This window comes from Nonomuraea sp. NPDC049625, from assembly GCF_040675285.1.
Classification (GTDB): Bacteria; Actinomycetota; Actinomycetes; order Streptosporangiales; family Streptosporangiaceae; genus Nonomuraea; species Nonomuraea angiospora_A.
The window spans coordinates 464,032-485,135 of sequence record NZ_JBFAOQ010000001.1 but is presented as its reverse complement, the minus strand read 5'-3'; the positions used below and the strand labels follow the sequence as shown (position 1 = coordinate 485,135).

The following is a 21,104-nucleotide window of genomic DNA, read 5'->3' as shown; positions in this document are numbered from 1 at the left end:
ACCTGAGCGTCAGCGTGCCCGCGACCCACGGGAAACGGGCACGTCGCCGGCCAGGAAACCGGCCGGCGACGCTTATCGGCGAAGCATGCGCTCAGATCACCCTGAAGCCGTTGCTCGGCTTGCTGGTCCGGTTGGCCCGGTCCACCGCGACCACGTAGTAGTGGTCGCCGCGCTTCCCGTCGGCGTCCGTCCAGCGGACCTGCCGGTCGCCGGGCACGACCGCGACCAGGTTGCGGGCGTCGGCGAAGTCGCGCGAGGACGCATGCTGGCCGAAGCGGAAGATCGCGAACTGGAACGGCTCGTCCCTGCCGGTGGCCACCGCGCGCACCTCGACCCCGCCGGGCTTGCGCAGCGCGTACGCCAGGACCGGCCTGTGCGGCGGCTCGCCGTTGGCCAGCCGGGGCAGCACGGGAGCCAGCGCGGGCCGCTGATAGTGGTCGTTGACGGCGGTCGTGATGGAGCCGATCCGGTCGACCTTGACGTCGTTGGCGTTGTACCAGATGTCGCCGCTGATCTCGGGGTGGTCCCGGTTGAGCGTCAGGTGGGCGGACAGCTCGCCGGGGGCCTGCCACTGGGCCGCCTGGGCCGGGTCGCCCGCCTTGTAGGCGGCCTGGCCGATCCACAGCAGCGTGTTGGTGCCGCTCGCCACGTCGGACCACCAGGGCACGAGCTTGGTGTAGTCGGCCGGCGGCTGCCCCATGTACCAGTAGAGCTGCGGCGCGATGTAGTCGAGCCAGCCCTTCTTGACCCAGCCGCGGGTGTCGGCGTGCAGGCTGTCGTACGACTGGCCGCCGTTGGTGTCCGAGCCGAGCGGGTCGGAGGCCTTGTTGCGCCAGATGCCGGACGGGCTGATCCCCCACGCGATCTCCGGCTTGGCCGCCAGGACGCGCTGCTGCATCTCCTGGACCATCAGGTCGACGTTGTTGCGCCGCCAGGTGGCCAGGTCGGGGAAGCCGGCGCCGTACTTGGCGAACGTGGCGCTGTCGTCGAAAGCCGTGGTGTTCGTGGGGTAGAAGTAGTCGTCGAAGTGCAGGCCGTCGATGTCGTAGCGGGTGATCGCGTCCATCATCGCGTCCTGGCAGAACTTCCGTACCTCCGGCAGGCCCGGGTTGTAGTACAGCTTGCCGCCGAACGGCAGGATCCAGTCGGGGTGCTTGCGCCCGGGGTGGTCGGGGTGCAGCTTGGCGGGGTCGGGCTGCATCGAGACGCGGTACGGGTTGAACCAGGCGTGGAAGGCCAGGCCGCGCTTGTGCGTCTCCTCCACGGCGAAGCCGAGCGGATCGTAGCCGGGGTCCTGACCTTGGGTTCCGGTCAGATACTGTGACCAGGGCTCGAACGGTGACGGCCAGAACGCGTCCGCGGTCGGCCTGATCTGCACGAACACCGAGTTGAGCTTGCGCTGCACGGCCACGTCCAGCCAGGCGACGAACTCGGCCTTCTGCTCGTCGGCGGTCAGCCCTGGCTTCGACGGCCAGTTGATGTTGACCACCGAGGCGATCCACATACCGCGCATCTGACGCAACGGCGGCACGTAGTCCTGCGCCAGGGCAGGCATCGGAACGGCGGTGGCGGCGGCAGCGAGGGCGAGGCCCTTCAAGAGAGTCCGTCTGCTCGGCATGGGGGGGTGGCCTCTCGGAAAGTGGTTGTATCGAAGGCGACGATGACAGAAAATTACCTTCAGATCAACAACCGTGAAGGAAAGTGCCGATGAGCGGTGACCTGTCCAGACTGGCGATGACAGTGTTGCACCCAGGGTACGAGGGGACCTCGGTCCCCGACTGGCTGCGCCGCGCGCTGGGCGAGGGTCTGGGCGGGGTTGTCCTGTTCGCCCGCAACGTCATAGATGCGCAGCTCGTACGGCATTTGCGAGCCGAGAACCCGGACACCGTCGTCGCGATCGACGAGGAGGGCGGCGCGGTCACCCGGCTGGAGGTCCAGGCCGGCAGCTCCTTCCCCGGCAACCGGGCCCTGGGCGTGGTGGACGACGTGACGCTCACCGAGCGCGTGGGCCGCCAGATCGGCCGGATGCTCGGCGAGCTGGACATCACGCTCGACTACGCGCCCGACGCCGACGTGAACTCCAACCCGGCCAACCCCGTCATCGGCATCCGCTCCTTCGGCCCCACGCCCGACCTGGTCTCCCGGCACACGGTCGCGTACGTGAACGGCGTCCAGGGCGCGGGCGTGGCCACGTGCGCCAAGCACTTCCCCGGCCACGGGGACACCGTCACCGACTCCCACCTGGCGCTGCCCACCGTGCACGCCTCGCGCGAGGTGCTCTTCGCGCGCGACCTGCCGCCGTTCCGCGCCGCGATCGCCGCCGGGGTGCGCTCGATCATGTCGGGCCACCTGCTCGTCCCCGCTCTCGATCCGTCGATGCCGGCGACGCTGAGCCGTACCGCCATGACCGAGCTCCTGAGGGGCGAGCTCGGCTTCGACGGGATGCTCGTCACCGACGCGATCGAGATGCAGGCGGTGGCGGCCATGTTCACGCCGGGCGAGATCGCGGTGCGGGCCCTGGACGCGGGCGTGGACGCCATCTGCGTGGGGCTGGCCACCGAGGAGAGCCTGCACGCGATGCGCGACACGATCGTGGCCGCCGTACGCGCCGGGCAGCTGCCCGAGGAGCGGCTCGCGGAGGCGGCCGCGCGGGTGCTCGCGCTCTCCCAGTGGTACGGGGCGCAGGCGGCGCTGCGCGACAAGGCCCGCGGCGACGTGGACGAGGGCGTGGGCCTGGAGGCGGCCAGGGCCGCGCTGACCACCTCCGGCACCGCCCGGCTCGACCGCGCCCCGCTGGTGGTCGAGGTCAACACCCGCTTCAGCAAGGCCGTGGACCCCTCGACGCCGACCGGCATCACGGCCGCCCTCACCTCCCTCCTGCCGAACACGGCCCGGCTGCAGCTCGAGCCCATGGGCGACCTGCCGGACCTGGCGGCCGACGGGCGGCCGATCGTGCTGGTGGTGCACGACGCCGCCCGGTACGACTGGGTGCGTTCGACGGTGGCCAAGGCGCTGGCGGTGCGGCCCGACGTGATCGTGGTGGACACCGGCGTGCCGGCGCCGCCCGGCGGGGCCGTCCACCTGGCCACCCACGGCATCTCCCGCGTCTCCGCACAGGCGGCGGCAGAATGGCTGACCCAGTGACCGCCGAACCCGCGAACCCGGTCGCCGCCGTACGCGCCGTGCTGCCCTCGCTCACCCCGGCGGCGCAGTCCATCGCCCGCATCATCCTGGACGACCCCGGGCTGGTGGTGCGCAGCACGATCACCGAGTTCAGCGCGGTCTCCGGGACGAGCGAGGCCACCATCGTGCGCACGGCCCGGGCTCTCGGGTTCGCGGGATACTCGCAGATGCGCTTCGCCCTGGCTGCGGCCGTGGCCAAGGAGCCGGAGCGGCTGGTGCCCGGCGACCTCGGGCCCGACGACCCGCTGACCGACGTGATCGCCAAGGTCGCCCGCGCCGAGTCGGAGGCGCTGGCCGACACCGCCGCGCAGCTCGACCCCGACCAGCTGGGCGACGTGGTGAAGGCCATCTCGGTGGCGCGGCGGGTGGACGTGTACGGGGTGGGGGCCTCGGGGCTGGTGGCGGCGGACATGTCGCAGAAGCTGCTGCGGATCGGGCTGTCCAGCCATCCGTTCAGCGATGCGCACCTGGCTCTGACCAGCGCGGCGCTGCTCAAGGAGACCGACGTGGTGGTGGCGATCAGCTGCAGCGGCGAGACGCCCGACGTGCTGGTGCCCGCCCGCACCGCGGCCGACACCGGGGCGCTGGTCGTGGGCATCACCAACAACCCCCGGTCGTCGCTGGCGGAGCTGGCCGATCACACGCTGGTGTCGGCGGGGCGGGAGACGGCCTTCCGGCCTGGGGCGCTGGCCAGCCGGATCAGCCAGTTGTTGATCGTGGACTGCATCTTCGTGGGGCTGGCGCAGCGGACGTACGACACGGCCGACGCGGCCATCCGGGCCACCCGGGACGCCACGGACCGCTACCGCAACCGCTGACCCACCGGCCCCGGCGCAACCGCCGACGTCGGTTGCCGTCCCTTGGGAGGGATCCCGTCGAGGGGGGTGGCCGAAGCGACCGCCGACGTCGCGGGCGGGGGTCAGGCGCGGGCGACCGACAGGGCGGTCAGGTCGGCCTCGATCTTGGCGGCCGTGGCCAGCAGCGGCGGCAGGAGGTCGCGGCGGGCCGCCTGCAGGGTCGTACGGCTGGCGTGGGTCGAGACGTTCACGGCGGCCACCGTCCGCCCCGAACGGTCGCGGATCGGCGCGGCGATCGAGCGCAGCCCCTCCTCCAGCTCCTGGTCCACCATCGCCCACCCCCGCCCGCGCACCTTGCCCAACTCGGCCCGCAACGCGGCAGGCAGCACGATCGTGTGCGAGGTGAGGCGGCGCAACGAGGCCCCCTCCAGGTACGCGTCCAGCTCGTCCGGCGGGAGGGCCGCCAGCAGGACCCGCCCCATCGACGTGCAGTACGCGGGGAACCGGGTCCCGATGCTGATCGTCACCCGCATGATCCGCGCCGTCGCCACCCGCGCCACGTAGACGACGTCCTCCCCGTCCAGCACCGCCACCGAGGCCGACTCGTGCACCTCGGCCGCCAGGCGTTCCAGGTGCGGGTCGGCGACCTCGGGCAGCGACAGGCTCGACAGGTACGCGTACCCCAGCTCCAGCACCCGGGGCGTGAGCGAGAACAGCCGCCCGTCGCTGCGCACGTACCCCAGGTCCTCGAGCGTGAGCAGGAATCGCCTGGCCGCGGCCCTGCTGAGGCCGGTCGCGCGGGCCACCTGGCTGAGCGTCAGCTCAGGGTCGGTGGCGCTGAACGCCCGGATCACCGCGAGCCCCCGGGCCAGCGACTGCACATGATCAACCATCGTGATCCCCTTGACATGAGCCGGCAAGAGCGTAGGTTCCGCGATACGGGATTGTTCGGTCAGAGAATACATGTGCGCATCGCGAACAAATAGGAGCAGCCGTGCGTCGCGCTCTCATCGTCCTCGCCGCCTTGTTCACGGCGGCCTGCGGCGGCACCCAGCCCTCGACCTCCCCCGGCCAGGCCAACCAGGCAGACAAGGTCAACGCCGGAGTGATCGCGATCGTCGACACCGCTCCGATCCACCTCGGCAAGGCCAAGGGCTTCTTCACCGAGCAGAACATCGATCTCACCATCACCCCGGTCCAGGGCGGCGCGGCCGCCGTCTCGGGGGCGGTGAGCGGGCAGTTCCAGTTCGCGTTCGCGAACACGACCTCGCTGCTGACCGCCAAGCAGCAGGGCCTCGACGTCAAGGTGGTCGCCAACGGCGTCTCCTCCACCGGTCAGCAGGGCAAGGACTTCAGCGCGGTGCTGGTCAAGCAGGACAGCCCGATCAGGACGGCCAAGGACCTGGCGGGCAAGAAGATCTCCGTCAACCAGCTCAAGAACATCGGCGACACGACCGTACGGGCCTCCGTGCGCAACGCGGGAGGCGACCCCACCGGCATCGAGTTCGTGGAGCTGCCCTTCCCGGACGCGCCCGCCGCGCTGCAGAGCGGCCGGGTGGACGCGATCTGGGTGGTCGAGCCGTTCGTCAGCCAGGCCGTCAGCCAGGGAGCGCGCCCCGTGGCCTGGAACTTCGCCGACGCCGCCCCCAACCTCACCGTCGCCATGTACTTCACCACGGGCAGGACCGACGCCGACCTGACCAGGCGGTTCACGGCGGCGATGCGCAAGTCGCTGGAGTACGCGGACGCGCATCCGGACGAGGTCAGAGAGGTGCTGAAGACGTACACCAAGATCGCGCCCGAGGTGATCGCGAAGATCAACCTGCCGAAGTGGCCCGTCGAGGTCAACAAGGCCTCCGTGCAGACCGTGGCCGACCTGGCGCTGGCCGACGGGGTGCTCAAGCAGAAGGTCGACGTCTCGGCGCTGGTGCCGTGACCGGCTCGCTCGGCAGGCTCGGACATGGGCTCGCCGGCCTCGGCGGGCTGCTGGTGCTGGCGGAGGCCGTACCGCGGCTGGGCCTGGTCGACGAGCGGTTCCTGCCGCCCGCCTCGCGCATCCTGGGCACGCTCGCCGCCGAGCTGGCCACGCCCGAGCTGTGGATCGCGCTCGGCGAGACCATGCTCGGCTGGGTGCTGGGGCTGGCGCTGGCGTTCTGCGCGGCGGTGGCGGCCGGGGTGGTCATCGGGATCGTGCCGGGCCTGCGTGCGATGACGAACTCCACCGTCGAGTTCCTGCGCCCGATCCCGTCGGTCGCACTGGTGCCGCTGGCGACGCTGCTGTTCGGGCCGTCGCTGGGCTCGACGCTCCTGCTCGTGGTGTACGCGTCGTTCTGGCAGGTGCTCATCCAGGTCCTGTACGGCGTCGCGGCCGTGGACTCCGTGGCCTTCGACACCGCCCGGTCGTACGGGCTGTCGGCCTGGTCCAGGGTCAGGCACCTGGTGTGGCCGACGGCGCTGCCGTACGTCATGACCGGGCTCAGGCTGGCGGCGGCGGTGGCCTTCATCCTGGCGGTGACGGCCGAGCTCGTGATCGGCAGCCCCGGGCTGGGCGCCGAGATCCAGGTGGCGCAGAGCAGCGGGGCCGTGCCGACCGTGTACGCGCTGATCGTGCTGGCCGGGCTGGTCGGCATCGGGGTGAACGCGGTCGTGCGGCTCCTGGAGCGCCGGGTGCTGGCGTGGCATCCGAGCGTCCGGTCGGAGGTGGCCGCATGATGCGGGTCGTCAGGCTGCTCTCCCTGCCGGTGGCGCTGGTGCTGCTCTGGTGGGCGGTCAGCGGCAGCTCGTTCTACCTGCCGAGCCCCGGCCTGGTCGGGCAGGCGTTCGCGGAGACCTGGTTCTCCGAGCGGGTGGTCGAGGACGTGCTGCCGAGCGTGGGGCGGCTGCTGGCGGGCTACGCGGTGGCGGGGCTGCTGGGCGTGGGCCTCGGCGTGCCGATCGGGCTGTCGCCGCGGCTGCGTGCCACGCTCGAACCGGTGCTGGAGTTCTTCAGGGCCGTCCCGCCGCCGGTGCTGGTGCCGCTGATCATGTTGCTGGCCGGGATCGACACCCCCATGAAGGTGCTGGTCATCGTCTCGGGCTGCCTGTGGCCCATTCTCCTGAACACCGTGGAGGGCGTACGGGCGCTGGACGAGGTGCTCGCCGACACCTGCCGCATGTACGGCGTACGAGGAACCGCCAGATTGCGGCGGTTCGTGCTGCGCGGCGCCAGCCCGCAGATCATGACCGGGCTCCGGCAGGCGCTGTCCATCGGGATCATCCTCATGGTCATCAGCGAGATGTTCGCCAGCTCCAGCGGGCTGGGGTTCACGATCCTGGTGTTCCAGCGGCAGTTCCAGATCGCCGAGATGTGGAGCGGGATCCTGCTGCTCGGGCTGATCGGCCTGACCCTGTCCGTCCTCTTCCGCCGCGTGGAGCGGCGGGTCCTGGCCTGGTACTACGGCAGTGGAGCGGCCCGTGCTTGAGATCTCCTCGTTGCGCAAGGTCTACGAGAGCCCCGGCCGCACCGTCGAGGCGATCCGCTCGATCACGTTCGGCGTCGGCGCCGGTGAGCTGGTGTGCGTGGTGGGGCCGTCGGGGTGCGGCAAGACCACGCTGCTGAGGTGCGTCGCCGGGCTGCTGCCGGCCAGCGGGGGCGAGGTGCGGGTGGACGACGTGCCCGTGACCGGGCCGCCGCCGCGGATGGCCGTGGTGTTCCAGGAGTACGGGCGCAGCCTCTTCCCCTGGATGACCGTGCGCGAGAACGTCGAGCTGCCGCTGAAGGAGAAGAAGGTGCCCGCCGGGCAGCGGCACGAGCTGGTCCACGGCTCCTTGAACGCGGTCGGTCTCGGCGACGCCGCCAACGCCCATCCGTGGCAGCTCTCCGGCGGCATGCAGCAGCGGGTGGCCATCGCCAGGGCGGTGGCGTACCAGCCGCAGGTGCTGCTGATGGACGAGCCGTTCGCCGCCGTGGACGCCCAGACCCGGGCGGACCTGGAGGACCTGATCCTGCGGCTGTGGCGGGACCTGGAGGTGACCACGCTGTTCGTCACCCACGACATCGACGAGGCCGTCTACCTGGGGCAACGCGTCATCGTGCTGTCCTCGTCGCCGACCGTGATCCTGGAGGACCTGAAGGTGGATCTGCCGCCCGAACGCGACCAGCTGACGACCCGCTCGCTGCCCCGGTTCGGCGAGTTGCGCGGGCACGTCTACCGGCAGATCCAGCGGGCGAGGGACCGGCGATGACGACCGTCCGGGACGCCACGTTCGACGTGCTCAGGCGGTACGGCCTGACCACGATCTTCGGCAACCCCGGCTCCACCGAGGTGACCCTGCTGACCGGGCTCCCGGACGACCTGCGTTTCGTGCTCGCGCTCCACGAGGGGTCCGTGGTGGGGATGGCCACGGGGTGGGCGATCGGGCACGAGGCGCCCGCGCTGGCCGTGCTGCACACCACGGCCGGGCTGGGCAACGCGGTGGGAGCCATCGCCACCGCCCGGGTGAACCGGGTGCCGCTGGTGATCCTGGTCGGGCAGCAGGACCGGCGGCATCTGGCGCTGGAGCCGTTCCTGACCGGGCACCTGAGCGGGCTGGCCGGGGACTATCCGGTGCGGGTGGACCAGCCGGTACGCGCGCAGGACGTGCCCGGGGCGGTGGCCCGGGCCTTTCACGAGGCGACGACCTTCCGCGGGCCCGCGCTGGTCGTGGTGCCGATGGACGACTGGGAGGCGCCCTTCTCGGGCGAGACGGTGGCGGCGCCCGCGCGGATGGTGCGGCCCGCCGGCATCCCGGACGATGACCTCGCGCCGCTGGTGGAGCTGCTGTCGGGGGCCCGGTCGCCGGCGATCGTCGCGGGCGCGGGGGCCGGGTGGGAGGCGCTGGTCGCGCTGGCCGAGCGGCTCGGGTGTCCCGTGTTCCAGGAATCGTTCGGGGGGCGGGCCGGGTTCCCGCAGGACCATCCGCAGTACGCGGGGGTGCTGCCCGCCGACCGGGTTCGGCTGCGGGAGGCGCTGGCGGGGCACGACGTGGTGCTCGCGGTGGGGGCTCCCGTCTTCCGGCAGTATCCGTACGTGCCCGGTCCCCTGGTGGCGGCGGGGACGTCGGTCGCGGTGATCACGGACGACCCGGCCGAGGCGCATCGCAGCCCGGCCGACCTGGCCTACCTCGCCTCGCCGTCGGCCGTCTGCGCCCGGCTGGCCGCTCTGCTCCCCTCATCGTCACCGGCCGCGGGACGGGCTCCCGCGCCGGACATCCCCGAACCGCCGTCAGCGGGACGTGCTCCCATGGCGGACATCCCCGAACCGCTGTCAGCGGGACGGGCTCCCATGGAGGACGTTCCCGAACTGCCCGCTGTGGGGCGGCCGTTGCGGGCGGCGCACGTGCTGCGCGAGCTGGCGCTGCGGCTGCCCGCCGACACCGTGCTCGTCGAGGAGACCCCCTCGTCCCGCCCCGACCTGCACCGGCTCGTGCCCGCCAGGACCCCGCTCGGCTTCCTGTCGGCGGCCATGGGCGGGCTCGGGTTCGCCGTGCCCGCCGCGGTGGGCCTGCGGATGGCGCTCCCCGACCGGCCCGTGGTCGCCGTCGTGGGCGACGGGTCGGCCCTCTACGGCGTGCACGGGCTCTGGAGCGCCACGCACTACCGGGTGGGCGCGCTGTTCGTCGTGCTCTCCAACGGCCGGTACGCGATCATGGACCGGCTGGCCGACAAGCAGGGCGGCAAGGCGCCGTGGCCGCCGTTCACCGAGGTGGACATGGGCGGCCTGGCCAGGTCTTTGGGCTGCCCCGCCAGGCGGGTGGACTCGTACGACGAGCTGACGGCGGCCCTCGACGAGGTGCTCCCGTCGCTCGCGGCCCGCGAGGAGCCCCTGCTGCTCGACGTGACCGTGACCGTGGATCCGGACTTCCAGCCTTAGGAGGCTCACCATGACGTTCCTCGACCCCAAGATCTGGACGGGATCGATCTTCGACGGCGGATGGACGGCCTCGCGCGCCGGTGACGCGCCCGTCACCGAGCCCGCCACCGGCGACGAACTCGGCCGCGCGGGCACCGCCGGCGCCGACGACGTGGCGGCCGCCGCCGTACGGGCCCGGTCGGAGCAGCGGGCGTGGGCCGCCACGCCGTACGAGGAGCGGGCGGCGCTGCTTCGGCGGGCCGGACGGCTGTTCGAGGAGCACGCGCAGGAGATCCAGGACTGGATCGTCCGGGAGTCCGGCGGCGTGCCGGGCAAGGCCGGGTTCGAGACGCACATGGCGGCGCAGGAGTGCTACGAGGCGGCGGCGCTGGCCTCGCAGCCCCTGGGCGAGGTGCTGCCGACGGCCCGCAAACGGCTCAGCTTCGCGCGGCGGGTGCCGGTCGGGGTCGTGGGGGTGATCGCGCCGTTCAACTTCCCGCTGATCCTGGGCATCCGGTCGGTCGCCCCGGCGCTGGCGCTGGGGAACGCGGTGGTGTTCAAGCCGGACCAGCGTACGGCCGTGTGCGGTGGGTTCGCGATCGCGCGGGTCTTCGAGGAGGCCGGGCTGCCGAGCGGGCTCCTGCACGTGCTGCCCGGCGGTCCCGAGGCCGGCCAGGCACTGGTCGCCGACCCGAACATCCCCGTGATCTCCTTCACCGGCTCCACCGCCGCCGGGCGCAAGGTCGGGGAGGCGGCGGCGCGCCTGCTCAAGCGGGTCCACCTGGAGCTGGGCGGGAACTCGGCGCTGGTCGTCTTCGACGACGCCGACCTCGGGGCCGCCGCGTCGGCGGGCGCGTGGGCGTCGTTCTTCCACCAGGGGCAGATCTGCATGACCTCGGGACGGCACCTCGTGCACGAGGCCGTGGCCGAGGAGTACGTCGAGCGCCTGGCCGCCAAGGCCACGGGGCTGCCGGTGGGCGACCCCGCCACCGGGCAGGTCGCGCTCGGGCCCCTGATCGACGCCGGGCAGCGCGACCGGGTGCACCAGCTGGTCACGGCGAGCGTCTCCGCCGGGGCCCGGCTCGCCGCCGGGGGGACGTACGAGGGGCTGTTCTACCGGCCGACCGTGCTGGCCGAGGTGCCGGTGAGCGCGCCGGCGTACGCGGAGGAGGTGTTCGGGCCGGTGGCGCCGGTGACGACGTTCTCCACGCTGGAGGAGGCTGCGGCGCTGGCCGCGGACTCGGAGTACGGTCTGTCGCTGGGCATCCTCACGCGGGACGTGATGAAGGGGATGGCACTGGCCGACCTGGTGCCGACGGGGATCGTGCACATCAACGACCAGACCGTGGACGACGAGGCCGTGGCGCCGTTCGGCGGGGTGGGGGCCTCGGGGACGGGGGCGCGGTTCGGCGGCACCGGAGCGAACGTCGACGCCTTCACCGAGACGCAGTGGGTCACCATGCAGGGGGACATCGCCACGTACCCGTTCTAGGGGGTGTGCGGCCGGCGCGGGGCGCCGGCCGCACGTACGTCGAGAGCGTTCAGCAGCTCATAGGGAGCGCTCGGCGGCCTCCACCACGTTGGACAGCAGCAGAGCGCGGGTCATGGGCCCGACGCCGCCCGGGTTGGGCGTCAGGAACCCCGCGACCTCCGCCACGTCGAGCGCCACGTCACCGGCGATCTTGCCGTTGACGCGGGAGACCCCCACGTCGAGGACGGCCGCGCCGGGCTTGACCATGTCACGGGTGACCAGACCGGGTACGCCCGCCGCCGCCACCACGATGTCCGCCCGGCGAACGTGTCCGGCCAGGTCCTGGGTGCCGGTGTGGCAGAGGGTCACGGTGGCGTTCTCGCTGCGGCGGGTGAGCAGGAGGCCCAGCGAACGGCCCACCGTGATGCCGCGCCCGACCACGGCCACCTCGGCGCCCTTGATCGGCACGCCGTACTCCTGCAGGAGCAGCACGATGCCGTACGGGGTGCACGGGAGCGGGGCGTCGACCATGTGGACGAGGCGGCCCAGGTTGATCGGGTGGAGGCCGTCGGCGTCCTTGGCCGGGTCCATGCGCTCGAGCAGGGCCATCGCGTCGAGGTGCTTGGGGAGGGGGAGCTGGACGATGTAGCCGGTGCACTCGGGTGAGGCGTTGAGCTCGTCGATGGCCGCCTCGACCTGGGCCTGAGTGGCGGTCGCCGGGAGGTCGACGCGGATGGAGGCGATGCCCACCTCGGCGCAGTCGCGGTGCTTGCCCGCGACGTAGATCTGGCTGCCGGGGTCGTCACCCACGAGAACGGTGCCTAGGCCGGGCGTGATGCCGCGTTCCTTGAGCGCGGCCACTCGGGTCGTGAGGTCTGCCTTTATCTTGGCGGCGGTCGCCTTGCCGTCGAGTTTCACTGCGCTCATGCGGCAATCCTTCCACGTCCCCTCACGCCCTCAACACGCCACTCCCAACAGCGGCTGCCCGCCCTTGCCCCCGAGAGCCCACCCTGGGCCGGGGTATCCACAAGTTATCCACAGAAACCAGGTAGCCAGCCCCAGTTATCCACAGGCAATCGTTGACATCGTTGTCATTGATCTTGGAAGGGCTTAGTGTTGCGGGCGCCAGCAACTTGCGCGCCAAGAAGGTCGAACTCGTGCCCGGACTCGAACACCCTGGCGGCCCCCGCCAGCCCGACAACCACCACAAACATTGATGAACTACGTACTTGCCATCGACATCGGAGGGACCAAGCTCGCCGCCGCACTGGTGGACGAGGAAGGTTCCGTGCTGCGTTCCGGTACGCGGCCCACGCCGCGTACGGACGTCATGTCCGCCCTGGCGGCTCTCATCACGGAAGTGACCGAGGGCGGCCCGCCGCCGGAAGCCGTCGGGATCGGATGCGCCGGACCGCTGGACCTGACCGCCGGGACGGTGAGCCCGGTGAACATGCCCAGCTGGCGCGGATTCCCCTTGCGCGAGGAGGTGCGGAAGCTGACAGGGCTGCCCACCGTGCTCGCCGGCGACGCACAGTGCTTCGCGCTCGGTGAGCACTGGCTGGGAGCGGGACGCGACAGTACGTCCCTGCTCGGCATCGTCGTGTCCACCGGGATCGGCGGCGGATTGGTGATCGACGGCATGCCGCTCCTGGGAACGACCGGGAATGCCGGACATGTCGGTCACATGTCCATCGACCCCAACGGCGAGCGGTGCGAGTGCGGCGGCCGGGGCTGTGTCGAGCGCTACGCCAGCGGACCCAACCTCGCCCGCTGGGCCTTGGACAACGGCTGGTCCCCCGCCCTCGATGGACTTGAGGAGAAGGCGGACGCCCGAGCACTCGCCAGGGACGCGGCAGCGGGAGATCCGGTCGCGGTGGCGGCGTTCGAACGCGGCGCGCGAGCGCTGGCCGGAATGATCGCCTCCACGGCGGCCGCGGTCGAGATCACCACGGTGGTCATCGGGGGTGGCGTGTCGGCGGCCGGGAAGGTGCTGTTCGATCCGCTGGAGCGCATCCTCGATGACGTGGCCGGGCTGGCGTTCGTCCGGGCGGTGCAGGTCCATCAGAGCACCCTTGGCGTGGACGCAGCCCTGGCGGGAGCAGCCCGTTTGGCGTCTATGGCCCGTTAGGCGGCCTTTGAACGCCTCCTGCCGGTGCGCGATCGATCGATGGCGTGCCGGCGGGAGCGCCGATCACGTTCAGCCCATGGGGGTGCCGACCGTGTTCAGCCCGTGGGGGTGGAGCGGTGGGTTACTCGCGTTCGGCGGCCTGGGCCTCGCGGCGTTCGATGATCCGGCGGGTGATCGGGATGATCTCCACCACGCGGCTGCCGAGGTAGGCCCCGATCAGGGCGAGCACCAGGAGGACGAAGGGGCTGGTGGCAATGCCGTTCATGGTGACGAAGACCTGCAGGATCAACTCGAGCAAGAGGGGCTCCGGGGGATTGGGCGAGCTAGGGGCGGCACTCAGGGTAACCGCAGCCGGCGTGTGCTCGCCCATAAAACGGCCAAACGACAACATGATCGTCAATGCCGCTCTTTAGCGGACGATTGAGACTCCATCGGACGATCATCACGCAATGAGCACCGGGACCGCCGACTCGTGGGCGTCGACAAATCCGGCGCCCCTGCACGGCGATCGTCCCGCCCTGGGTAACACCGCGATCCCCACCGTGAGCGACACAGCGGCCCCCGCCGTACTCAGCGAATGCCCCGAGGGAGGCGGCGAGCCCTCCGTGCACGACGGCCCTTCCGAGCGAGGTGATGGTGTCCGCCGTACCCGACGAACGCCCCAGGCGGCACGGAGGTCCCCTGCCTCGCCCTACGAACCCCCGAACGGCACGGAGGTCCTCGCACGGTCACCGGGGTGAGGTGAGGGCCAGAGGCGGGTTCTGGCCCTGAGGTGGTGAAGGTGCGGGTTGCCGTGGTGGGTTAGTGGAAGAAGTGGCGGGTGCCGGTGAAGTAGAGGGTGACGCCGGCCTTTTCGGCGGCCTCGATGACTAGTTCGTCCCGGATTGAGCCGCCGGGCTCCACGATGAACCGGACGCCCGCGTCGATCAGCACCTGAGCCCCGTCCGGGAACGGGAAGTACGCGTCCGAGGCTGCGACCGCCCCCTCCGCGCGCTCGCCCGCCCTGGAGACCGCCAGGCGGCACGAGTCGACCCGGTTGACCTGGCCCATGCCCACGCCCACCGTCGCCCCGTCGCTGGCCAGCAGGATGGCGTTGGACTTCACCGAGCGGCAGGCGCGCCAGGCGAACTCCAGGTCGGCCAGCTGCTCGGGCGAGGCCGGGGTGCCGGTCTTGAGCTCCCACTGCGCGGCCGAGTCGCCGGACGCGTCCACCTTGTCCACGGACTGCGCCAGGACGCCGCCGTCGATCTCGCGGAGCTCCACCTGCCGCGACGGCCCCTCCGGGCACTCCAGCAGGCGCAGGTTCTTCTTGGCCCGCAGGACCTCCAGCGCCTCCGCCGCGTAGGACGGCGCGATGACGACCTCGGTGAAGATGTCGGCGATCTGCCGGGCCAGCTCGGCCGTGACCTCGCGGTTGACGGCGATCACGCCGCCGTACGCCGAGACGGGGTCGCACGCGTGCGCCTTGCGGTGCGCCTCGGCCACGTCGGCGCCGATGGCGATGCCGCACGGGTTCTGGTGCTTGATGATGGCCACGCACGGCTCACTGAAGTCCCAGGCGGCCCGCCAGGCGGCGTCGGAGTCGAGGTAGTTGTTGTACGACATCTCCTTGCCGTGCAGCTGCTCGGCGTTGGCCAGCCCGCTCGTGCCGGCCGTGTAGAGGGCGGCGCTCTGGTGCGGGTTCTCGCCGTAGCGCAGCGTGGCCTTGCGCTCGTACGTCGCCCCCGTGAAGGCCGGGAACCGGTCCTCCCCGTACGTCCGCGCGAACCAGTTGGCCACCGCCACGTCGTACGAGGCCGTGTGCGCGTACGCGATGCCCGCCAGCCCCCTGCGCTCGGCCAGCGTGAAGCCGCCCTCGGTCAGCGCGTTGAGCACGTCGCCGTAGAACCCGGGGTCGACCACGACGGCGCAGGTGTTGTGGTTCTTGGCGGCGCCGCGGATCATGGCGGGCCCGCCGATGTCGATCTGCTCGACGCACTCCTCGTCGGACGCGCCGGAGGCCACCGTCTCCTGGAACGGGTAGAGGTTGACCACGACCAGCTGGAACGGGTCGATCTCCAGCTCCTCCAGCTGGGACACGTGGTGCGGCTTGGTGACGTCGGCCAGCAGGCCGGCGTGCACGCGCGGGTGCAGCGTCTTGACCCGCCCGTCCAGGCACTCCGGGAACCCGGTGAGCTGCTCGACCTTGGTCACCGGGATCCCGAACGACGAGATCGCGGCGGCCGTGCCACCGGTCGAGACGATCTCCACCCCGGCGCCGTCGAGGGCTCTGGCCAGCTCCTCGAGCCCGGACTTGTCGTAAACAGCGATCAGCGCGCGCCGGATGGCGATGCGTGTCACGTGGATTCCCCTCTTGTTAGGTTGCCGATGCGGACCTGGCGTCCGCTGACCGTCCAGCCCTCGCGAGCCATCCGGCCGACGATCTCGACGAGCAGGCGCCGCTCGACGGTCTTGATGCGCTCGTGCAGGACCGCCTCGTCGTCGTCCGGGAGCACGGACACCGCCTCCTGGGCGACGATCGGCCCGGTGTCGACGCCGGAGTCGGCCAGCATCACCGTGCAGCCGGTCACCTTGACCCCGTGGGCGAGCGCGTCCCGCACGCCGTGCGCGCCGGGGAACGACGGCAGCAGCGCCGGGTGCGTGTTCAGCACGGGAAAGGCGTCGAGGGTCGGCGGCCCCAGAATTTTCATGAAACCCGCCGACACCACCAGGTCAGGCTCGTACGCTGCGATTCTGGCCGCGATGGCGGAATCCCATTCCGCCCGCGTCGCATAATCGCCCAATTTTTCAACAAAAGTCGGGACTTGTGCCCTCGTTGCCCTGGCCAGCCCTTCGATCCCATCCCTGTCCGCACCGACCGCGACCACCCGAACCCCGTACGACGGGTCGGCGGAAGCGTCCAGCAGGGCCTGTAGGTTGGTTCCAGAGCCGGAGACGAGGACGACGAGCCGCCCAGCCTTAGACACGCACACTCCAATAAGGAAACAGGGTGGGGGTGTCAGAATATCGGTTCCTCGCCCGGCGACGCAGAGGAGGTCAGGTGTCGACACCGGTGCAGGCACCGGCAGGCCAGCAGCCCGCCGATTCGGCGGGTCGCCGAGCGATCTGGTTGTCCATCGCAGCGCTGGCCATGACGTTCATGTTGCCGCTCGCAGGCCTGGTCATGGCGCTGTTCGCGCTCGTGGCGGGGATCCGGGCGCTGCCGCTGCTGAAGTCCGCGGGCCGGTCCACAGGCGTCGCCGTGGGCGGCATCACGATCTCCTCGATCGCGCTGGCGCTGTCGGCCATGGCCACGGGGATGCAGCTGTACCTGATGGACGAATACTCGGCCTACCAGGAGTGCATGAAGGGCGCGGGGACCGTTTCGGCGCAGGGCGAGTGCTTCACGCAGTTCAGGGACGCGGCCCAGCGCAAGCTGCCCGCCGACGTGCTGCAGCTGCTCGGCACCGTGCAGCCCTGAGCCGGACGCGGGTCAGTCGCGGTCCCAGGCGTACGGGTCGAGGTAGATGACGTGGCCGCCGCGGTCGTCCGACTCGTCCACGATGTCCTTGCGGGGCGGGCGGTCGGGCTGCGGCAGGCGCGGGCGGGCCTGGGCCAGTGTCTCTGCCTCGGCTGAGGCGTGCTCGTCCTGCCAGTCGTCCCGGATGACCGGGATCTCCTGAGTGTCGGCCTCGGTGGCGTCCATCCAGTGGCCGGGCAGCGGGCGCGGGTCCGACTCGGCCAGGCCGACCTTGCTCGCCGCCTTGGCGATGGCGGCCCCGGCCTTGCGTACGGGGGCGGCCGCCTTGTCGAGCGGCGTGCGGGCGCGCTTGTTGAGCAGCAGCAGGTTGGCCACGCCGGCGGAGATGCCCGCGGCCACGCCGACCTCCACGGCGACGGAGAGCGCCACCTCCCAGGGCGAGGGCCCGATCGTGGCCAGCCGCCCGCCGCCGATGGGCCCGCCGGACAACGCCGCCAGCAGTCCCGCCACGAGCCCGGTGACGACCCCGCTGAGGAACCCCCACAGCGGCGCCGCCTCGTAGGAGGGCGACGGCGAGATCCGGGCCACCATGACCCCCGCGACGGCCCCCGCCGCGAACGGCACCGCGACCACCGCCATCATCCACCCCGGCACGGTCCCGCTCTCCGGCAACGCCCCCAGCAGCGGCAGGCTCGGCACCGTGCCGAGCTGCACCCCCGTGGGGGCGACCAGGGTCTCGGCGCCGATCGCGAACCCGGGCCCGGCGATGTAGGACGAGGCCCAGACGACGGCGTTCAGCAGGTAGAGGAGTTGCAGCAGCAACAGCAGCACGCCGCCGACGAGCCCCGGCGAGAGCACGTCGGACAGCTCCTTGACCTGCCCGAAGTTCAGCACGATGGCGACCAGCACCAGCGCGAGCCCGGCCACGAGCAGCAACGCCGTGGCGACCGCCGTGCCGACGGTGAGCGCGCGCACCCGCTCGGGCAGCAGCCGCAGCATCACCCGCCAGGGCCCGATCATCCGCGCCGTGGCCAGCGACCCCGCCAGGAACGCCAGCACGAAGTGGCTGAGCAACGCCTCGCCGATGAACGGCTGCGTGATCTCGTTGCTCGCCGCGAGCGCGATCAACCCCGCGAGCAGCGCGTACGGCGCCGCCAGCGACACCCCCGCCTGGACGACCACGGCGAGCTGGGCGCGGCGACGGGCCCCGGCCTGCTCCTTGGGGCTGTTCTTCGGCAACCGGGCGGGCAGCCGCAGCCGCAGGTCGGCGTCGCGGGCCATCCACCGCCCGGCACGGTAGAGGAGCACGGCGGGCAGCACGGTCAGCCCCAGCGGCAGCAGCCCGACCCGCCCGCCCTGGATCGCGAACCCGGCGTGGTGCGCGGCCAGCCAGAGCTGCGCCGCCGTGCGGAACACTCCCGGCAGCCCCGTGCCCAGCGTGCCGCGCGGCGCGGCGATCCAGCCGACGAGGGTGAGCGTGGTGAGCGCGGCCAGCCCGACGCCCAGCGTGGCGGCGGCGGCCAGCATCCCGGAAACGGGTAGCGGCCGCCTCGTCTCGTCGTCGTCGCCCGAGCTCCCGGGGAGCTTGCCTAGCATCGACCGGGGGGCAGCACGCAACTGGTCGAGAATCGCCGTCACAGTAGGCGATTTTCTCAAGGTTTCCCGACCGGCGCTTGGTTGACGCGCCGCCGTCCACCCACTTTGTGACGTCGAACTACACCCGATTTGTCCTCCGGGCCCTCGGATCGGCCACGGAGACGGCCCACGGGACGGCGTAACGGCGGCCGGCCCCGCGCACCTCGTGACCGTCTCCCTGGACAGGGGCCGGCCACGTGCGGCGGGTGGGTTGCCCGCCGCAAGCGTAAAAGATGGGGAAGGGAAAGCCCCGTGCGGTGAGAACCGCACGGGGCTTTCGGAAAACGGAAACCCGCTGATCAGCGCGCCTGCATGATCTCGCGCATGAGGCGGGCGGTCTCGGAGGGGGTCTTGCCGACGCGGACGCCGACCTTCTCCAGGGCCTCCTTCTTGGCCTGGGCGGTGCCCGCGGAGCCCGACACGATGGCGCCGGCGTGGCCCATGGTCTTGCCCTCGGGGGCGGTGAAGCCCGCGACGTAGGCCACGACCGGCTTGGTGACGTGCTGCTCGATGTAGGCGGCGGCCCGCTCCTCGGCGTCACCGCCGATCTCGCCGATCATGACGATCGCGTCGGTGCCCGGGTCCTCCTGGAACGCCTGGAGCGCGTCGATGTGGGTCGTGCCGATGACGGGGTCGCCACCGATGCCCACAGCGGTCGAGAAGCCGAAGTCACGCAGCTCGTACATCAGCTGGTACGTCAGCGTGCCCGACTTCGAGACCAGGCCGATGCGGCCCGCGGTGGTGATGTCGGCCGGGATGATGCCCGCGTTGGAGGCACCGGGGGAGGCGATGCCGGGGCAGTTGGGGCCGATGATGCGGGTCTTGTTGCCCTTGGAGACGGCGTACGCCCAGAACGCGGTGCTGTCGTGGACCGGGACACCCTCGGTGATCACCACGCACAGCGGGATCTCGGCGTCGATGGCCTCGATGACCGCGTCCTTGGTGAACGCCGGCGGCACGAACACGACCGACACGTCGGCGCCCGTCTTCTCCATGGCGTCCTTGACCGTCCCGAACACCGGCAGGCCCTCGTGCGTGATGCCGGCCTTGCGGGCGTTCACGCCGCCGACGACGCGGGCGCCGGAGGCGAGCATGCGGCGGGTGTGCTTGGTGCCCTCGCCGCCGGTCATGCCCTGAACGATGATCTTGCTGTTCTCAGTCAACCAGATGGCCATGGGTCACGCACCTACCGCAGCGAGCTCGGCGGCACGCTTGGCCGCGTCGTCCATCGTGTCTACCAGCTCGACCCGCGGGAGCGCGGCGTCGGCCAGGATCTGCCGCCCGAGCTGGGCGTTGTTGCCGTCGAGGCGGACCACGAGCGGGTGGGTCACAGCCTCGCCGCGGCTCTCCAGCAGCTTGAACGCCGAGACGATGCCGTTGGCGACGGCGTCGCAGGCGGTGATGCCGCCGAAGACGTTCACGAAGATCGACTTGACGCTCGGGTCGGAGAGGATGATCTCCAGGCCCGCGGCCATGACCTCGGCCGAGGCGCCGCCGCCGATGTCGAGGAAGTTCGCGGGGGACGGCTTGCCGGGGAACTGCTCGCCCGCGTAGGCGACCACGTCGAGCGTGGACATGACCAGGCCCGCGCCGTTGCCGATGATGCCGACGTCGCCGTCGAGCTTGACGTAGTTGAGGTCCTTCTCCTTGGCCTTGGCCTCGAGCGGGTCCTCGGCCGCCTTGTCGGCGAGCGCCTCGTGGTCGGTCTGGCGGAAGCCGGCGTTGTCGTCGAGCGTGACCTTGCCGTCGAGGGCCTTGACCTGGCCGTCGGCCGACAGGATCATGGGGTTGACCTCGACGAGCGTGGCGTCCTCGTCGACGAAGCAGCACCAGAGCTTCTCGATGAGGTCGGCGGCGCCGTCGAGCGCCTTCTCCGGCAGGCCGCCGGCCACCGCGATCTCGCGGGCCTTCGCGCGGTCGATGCCGGTCAGCGCCGAAACCGGCACCTTGGCGACCTTCTCGGGCGCGGTGTGGGCGACCTCTTCGATGTCCATACCGCCCGCGGCGGAACAGATGGCGAGGAAGGTACGGTTCGCGCGGTCGAGCAGGAAGGAGAAGTAGTACTCCTCCGCGATCGCGCTGGCCTCCTCGACGAGGACCTTGTGGACCGTGTGGCCCTTGATGTCCATGCCGAGGATGGCTTCGGCCTTCGTCACGGCGTCGGCCGCGTCGTCGGCCACCTTGACGCCTCCGGCTTTGCCTCGGCCACCGGTCTTGACCTGGGCCTTGACGACAACGCGGCCGGTCAGCTCCTCGGCGGCCGACCGCGCCTCCTCCACGTTGTGTGCGACGATGCCGCGTGGCACCGGGATGCCGTAGTCGGCGAAGAGCTCCTTCGCCTGATGTTCGAACAGGTCCACGAGGGTCCGTCCTCTTCCGTTTGGTCGCTCACCCTCTGTCGGGTTCGCGCCCTGCTTTTCCGACTGATGTTCGACGGCCCGGGCAACTGCGCTGACGGTCGCGTCCGCTCACCGCTCGTCGGCATCGTGCCTCGCTCTCTCACGGCGAGCTCCTACGCTCAGGGGTGCGTGCCGGGCGTTTCCGCCGGTAAAGCCTAGCC

19 protein-coding genes are annotated in these 21,104 nt (G+C 71.4%); 10 read left to right on the top strand and 9 right to left on the bottom strand.

Annotated elements, in window-relative coordinates:
* Positions 1–91: 91 nt before the first annotated feature.
* Complete coding sequence (locus AB0J87_RS02470) at positions 92–1,555, bottom strand: family 10 glycosylhydrolase (RefSeq protein ID WP_363962297.1); 1,464 nt, start codon at positions 1,553–1,555, stop codon at positions 92–94.
* Between the two features lie 152 nt (positions 1,556–1,707).
* Between AB0J87_RS02470 and AB0J87_RS02465 the strand changes: the two genes are divergently transcribed.
* Positions 1,708–3,144 carry a glycoside hydrolase family 3 protein gene (locus AB0J87_RS02465; RefSeq protein ID WP_363962296.1) on the top strand — a complete coding sequence of 479 codons (1,437 nt, stop codon included), beginning with the start codon at positions 1,708–1,710 and terminating at the stop codon, positions 3,142–3,144.
* Positions 3,129–4,001 carry a MurR/RpiR family transcriptional regulator gene (locus AB0J87_RS02460; RefSeq protein ID WP_363962295.1) on the top strand — a complete coding sequence of 291 codons (873 nt, stop codon included), beginning with the start codon at positions 3,129–3,131 and terminating at the stop codon, positions 3,999–4,001. Before AB0J87_RS02465 ends, AB0J87_RS02460 begins: the two co-directional genes overlap by 16 nt.
* A 101-nt stretch (positions 4,002–4,102) precedes the next feature.
* Here the strand turns inward: AB0J87_RS02460 and AB0J87_RS02455 are convergent, their stop codons facing one another.
* Positions 4,103–4,873, bottom strand: coding sequence for an IclR family transcriptional regulator (locus AB0J87_RS02455; protein WP_363962294.1), 771 nt, complete (start codon positions 4,871–4,873; stop codon positions 4,103–4,105).
* 101 nt (positions 4,874–4,974) lie between these two features.
* Here AB0J87_RS02455 and AB0J87_RS02450 point away from each other — a divergent pair, with 101 nt between their 5' ends.
* The 6 genes from AB0J87_RS02450 to AB0J87_RS02425 are packed head-to-tail and all read left to right on the top strand — an operon-like array spanning position 4,975 to position 11,342.
* Positions 4,975–5,916 carry an ABC transporter substrate-binding protein gene (locus tag AB0J87_RS02450; protein WP_363962293.1) on the top strand — a complete coding sequence of 314 codons (942 nt, stop codon included), beginning with the start codon at positions 4,975–4,977 and terminating at the stop codon, positions 5,914–5,916.
* Entirely contained in the window at positions 5,913–6,692 is a 780-nt protein-coding gene (locus AB0J87_RS02445) for an ABC transporter permease (RefSeq protein ID WP_363962292.1), read from the top strand. The genes AB0J87_RS02450 and AB0J87_RS02445 overlap by 4 nt, the downstream gene beginning before the upstream one ends.
* Positions 6,689–7,441 carry an ABC transporter permease gene (locus AB0J87_RS02440; RefSeq protein WP_363962291.1) on the top strand — a complete coding sequence of 251 codons (753 nt, stop codon included), beginning with the start codon at positions 6,689–6,691 and terminating at the stop codon, positions 7,439–7,441. The genes AB0J87_RS02445 and AB0J87_RS02440 overlap by 4 nt, the downstream gene beginning before the upstream one ends.
* Positions 7,434–8,204, top strand: a complete 771-nt coding sequence (locus AB0J87_RS02435; RefSeq protein ID WP_363962290.1) for an ABC transporter ATP-binding protein — start codon at positions 7,434–7,436, stop codon at positions 8,202–8,204. The genes AB0J87_RS02440 and AB0J87_RS02435 overlap by 8 nt, the downstream gene beginning before the upstream one ends.
* Complete coding sequence (locus tag AB0J87_RS02430) at positions 8,201–9,871, top strand: thiamine pyrophosphate-dependent enzyme (protein ID WP_363962289.1); 1,671 nt, start codon at positions 8,201–8,203, stop codon at positions 9,869–9,871. Before AB0J87_RS02435 ends, AB0J87_RS02430 begins: the two co-directional genes overlap by 4 nt.
* A gap of 10 nt (positions 9,872–9,881) precedes the next feature.
* Entirely contained in the window at positions 9,882–11,342 is a 1,461-nt protein-coding gene (locus AB0J87_RS02425) for a benzaldehyde dehydrogenase (RefSeq protein WP_363962288.1), read from the top strand.
* 57 nt (positions 11,343–11,399) lie between these two features.
* Here AB0J87_RS02425 and AB0J87_RS02420 read toward each other — a convergent pair whose 3' ends face one another.
* Positions 11,400–12,248: a bifunctional methylenetetrahydrofolate dehydrogenase/methenyltetrahydrofolate cyclohydrolase gene (locus AB0J87_RS02420; RefSeq protein WP_363962287.1), complete on the bottom strand. Its 849-nt coding sequence runs from the start codon at positions 12,246–12,248 to the stop codon at positions 11,400–11,402.
* Positions 12,249–12,537: 289 nt separating this feature from the next.
* Between AB0J87_RS02420 and AB0J87_RS02415 the strand changes: the two genes are divergently transcribed.
* Positions 12,538–13,449 (top strand): ROK family protein, encoded by a 912-nt coding sequence (locus AB0J87_RS02415; RefSeq protein WP_363962286.1) that lies wholly within the window; start codon positions 12,538–12,540, stop codon positions 13,447–13,449.
* Between the two features lie 121 nt (positions 13,450–13,570).
* On the opposite strand, the gene AB0J87_RS02410 is transcribed toward AB0J87_RS02415, so the two are convergent.
* The 3 genes from AB0J87_RS02410 to purN form a co-directional block, all read right to left on the bottom strand.
* Positions 13,571–13,747, bottom strand: a complete 177-nt coding sequence (locus tag AB0J87_RS02410) for a hypothetical protein (protein WP_350731209.1) — start codon at positions 13,745–13,747, stop codon at positions 13,571–13,573.
* Between the two features lie 503 nt (positions 13,748–14,250).
* On the bottom strand, positions 14,251–15,789 hold the full coding sequence (purH, locus tag AB0J87_RS02405) for a bifunctional phosphoribosylaminoimidazolecarboxamide formyltransferase/IMP cyclohydrolase (protein ID WP_363962285.1): 1,539 nt from the start codon (positions 15,787–15,789) through the stop codon (positions 14,251–14,253).
* A complete protein-coding gene (purN, locus tag AB0J87_RS02400) occupies positions 15,786–16,415 on the bottom strand; it encodes a phosphoribosylglycinamide formyltransferase (RefSeq protein WP_363962284.1) in 630 nt (209 codons plus the stop codon). The genes purH and purN overlap by 4 nt, the downstream gene beginning before the upstream one ends.
* A 74-nt stretch (positions 16,416–16,489) precedes the next feature.
* On the opposite strand from purN, the gene AB0J87_RS02395 reads away from it, so the two are divergent.
* Positions 16,490–16,909 carry a hypothetical protein gene (locus AB0J87_RS02395; protein ID WP_350731203.1) on the top strand — a complete coding sequence of 140 codons (420 nt, stop codon included), beginning with the start codon at positions 16,490–16,492 and terminating at the stop codon, positions 16,907–16,909.
* Between the two features lie 12 nt (positions 16,910–16,921).
* On the opposite strand, the gene AB0J87_RS02390 is transcribed toward AB0J87_RS02395, so the two are convergent.
* The 3 genes from AB0J87_RS02390 to sucC all read right to left on the bottom strand — a co-directional run bounded on the left by AB0J87_RS02390 (position 16,922) and on the right by sucC (position 20,904).
* Complete coding sequence (locus AB0J87_RS02390; RefSeq protein ID WP_363962283.1) at positions 16,922–18,547, bottom strand: DUF6350 family protein; 1,626 nt, start codon at positions 18,545–18,547, stop codon at positions 16,922–16,924.
* Between the two features lie 296 nt (positions 18,548–18,843).
* The gene (sucD, locus tag AB0J87_RS02385; protein ID WP_350731199.1) at positions 18,844–19,719 is read right to left on the bottom strand and encodes a succinate--CoA ligase subunit alpha; all 876 of its coding nucleotides are present in this window, start codon (positions 19,717–19,719) and stop codon (positions 18,844–18,846) included.
* A gap of 3 nt (positions 19,720–19,722) precedes the next feature.
* A complete protein-coding gene (gene sucC / locus AB0J87_RS02380) occupies positions 19,723–20,904 on the bottom strand; it encodes an ADP-forming succinate--CoA ligase subunit beta (protein WP_363962282.1) in 1,182 nt (393 codons plus the stop codon).
* Between the last annotated feature and the right edge of the window lie 200 nt (positions 20,905–21,104).

What these genes read in the sequence shown, in the direction of transcription:
- AB0J87_RS02470 (WP_363962297.1), bottom strand. Translation starts at nt 1,555, where the DNA reads ATGCCTGCCCTGGCGCAGGACTACGTGCCGCCGTTGCGTCAGATGCGC.
- AB0J87_RS02465 (WP_363962296.1), top strand. Translation starts at nt 1,708, where the DNA reads ATGAGCGGTGACCTGTCCAGACTGGCGATGACAGTGTTGCACCCAGGG.
- AB0J87_RS02460 (WP_363962295.1), top strand. Translation starts at nt 3,129, where the DNA reads ATGGCTGACCCAGTGACCGCCGAACCCGCGAACCCGGTCGCCGCCGTA.
- AB0J87_RS02455 (WP_363962294.1), bottom strand. Translation starts at nt 4,873, where the DNA reads ATGGTTGATCATGTGCAGTCGCTGGCCCGGGGGCTCGCGGTGATCCGG.
- AB0J87_RS02440 (WP_363962291.1), top strand. Translation starts at nt 6,689, where the DNA reads ATGATGCGGGTCGTCAGGCTGCTCTCCCTGCCGGTGGCGCTGGTGCTG.
- AB0J87_RS02430 (WP_363962289.1), top strand. Translation starts at nt 8,201, where the DNA reads ATGACGACCGTCCGGGACGCCACGTTCGACGTGCTCAGGCGGTACGGC.
- AB0J87_RS02425 (WP_363962288.1), top strand. Translation starts at nt 9,882, where the DNA reads ATGACGTTCCTCGACCCCAAGATCTGGACGGGATCGATCTTCGACGGC.
- AB0J87_RS02420 (WP_363962287.1), bottom strand. Translation starts at nt 12,248, where the DNA reads ATGAGCGCAGTGAAACTCGACGGCAAGGCGACCGCCGCCAAGATAAAG.
- AB0J87_RS02415 (WP_363962286.1), top strand. Translation starts at nt 12,538, where the DNA reads ATGAACTACGTACTTGCCATCGACATCGGAGGGACCAAGCTCGCCGCC.
- sucD (WP_350731199.1), bottom strand. Translation starts at nt 19,719, where the DNA reads ATGGCCATCTGGTTGACTGAGAACAGCAAGATCATCGTTCAGGGCATG.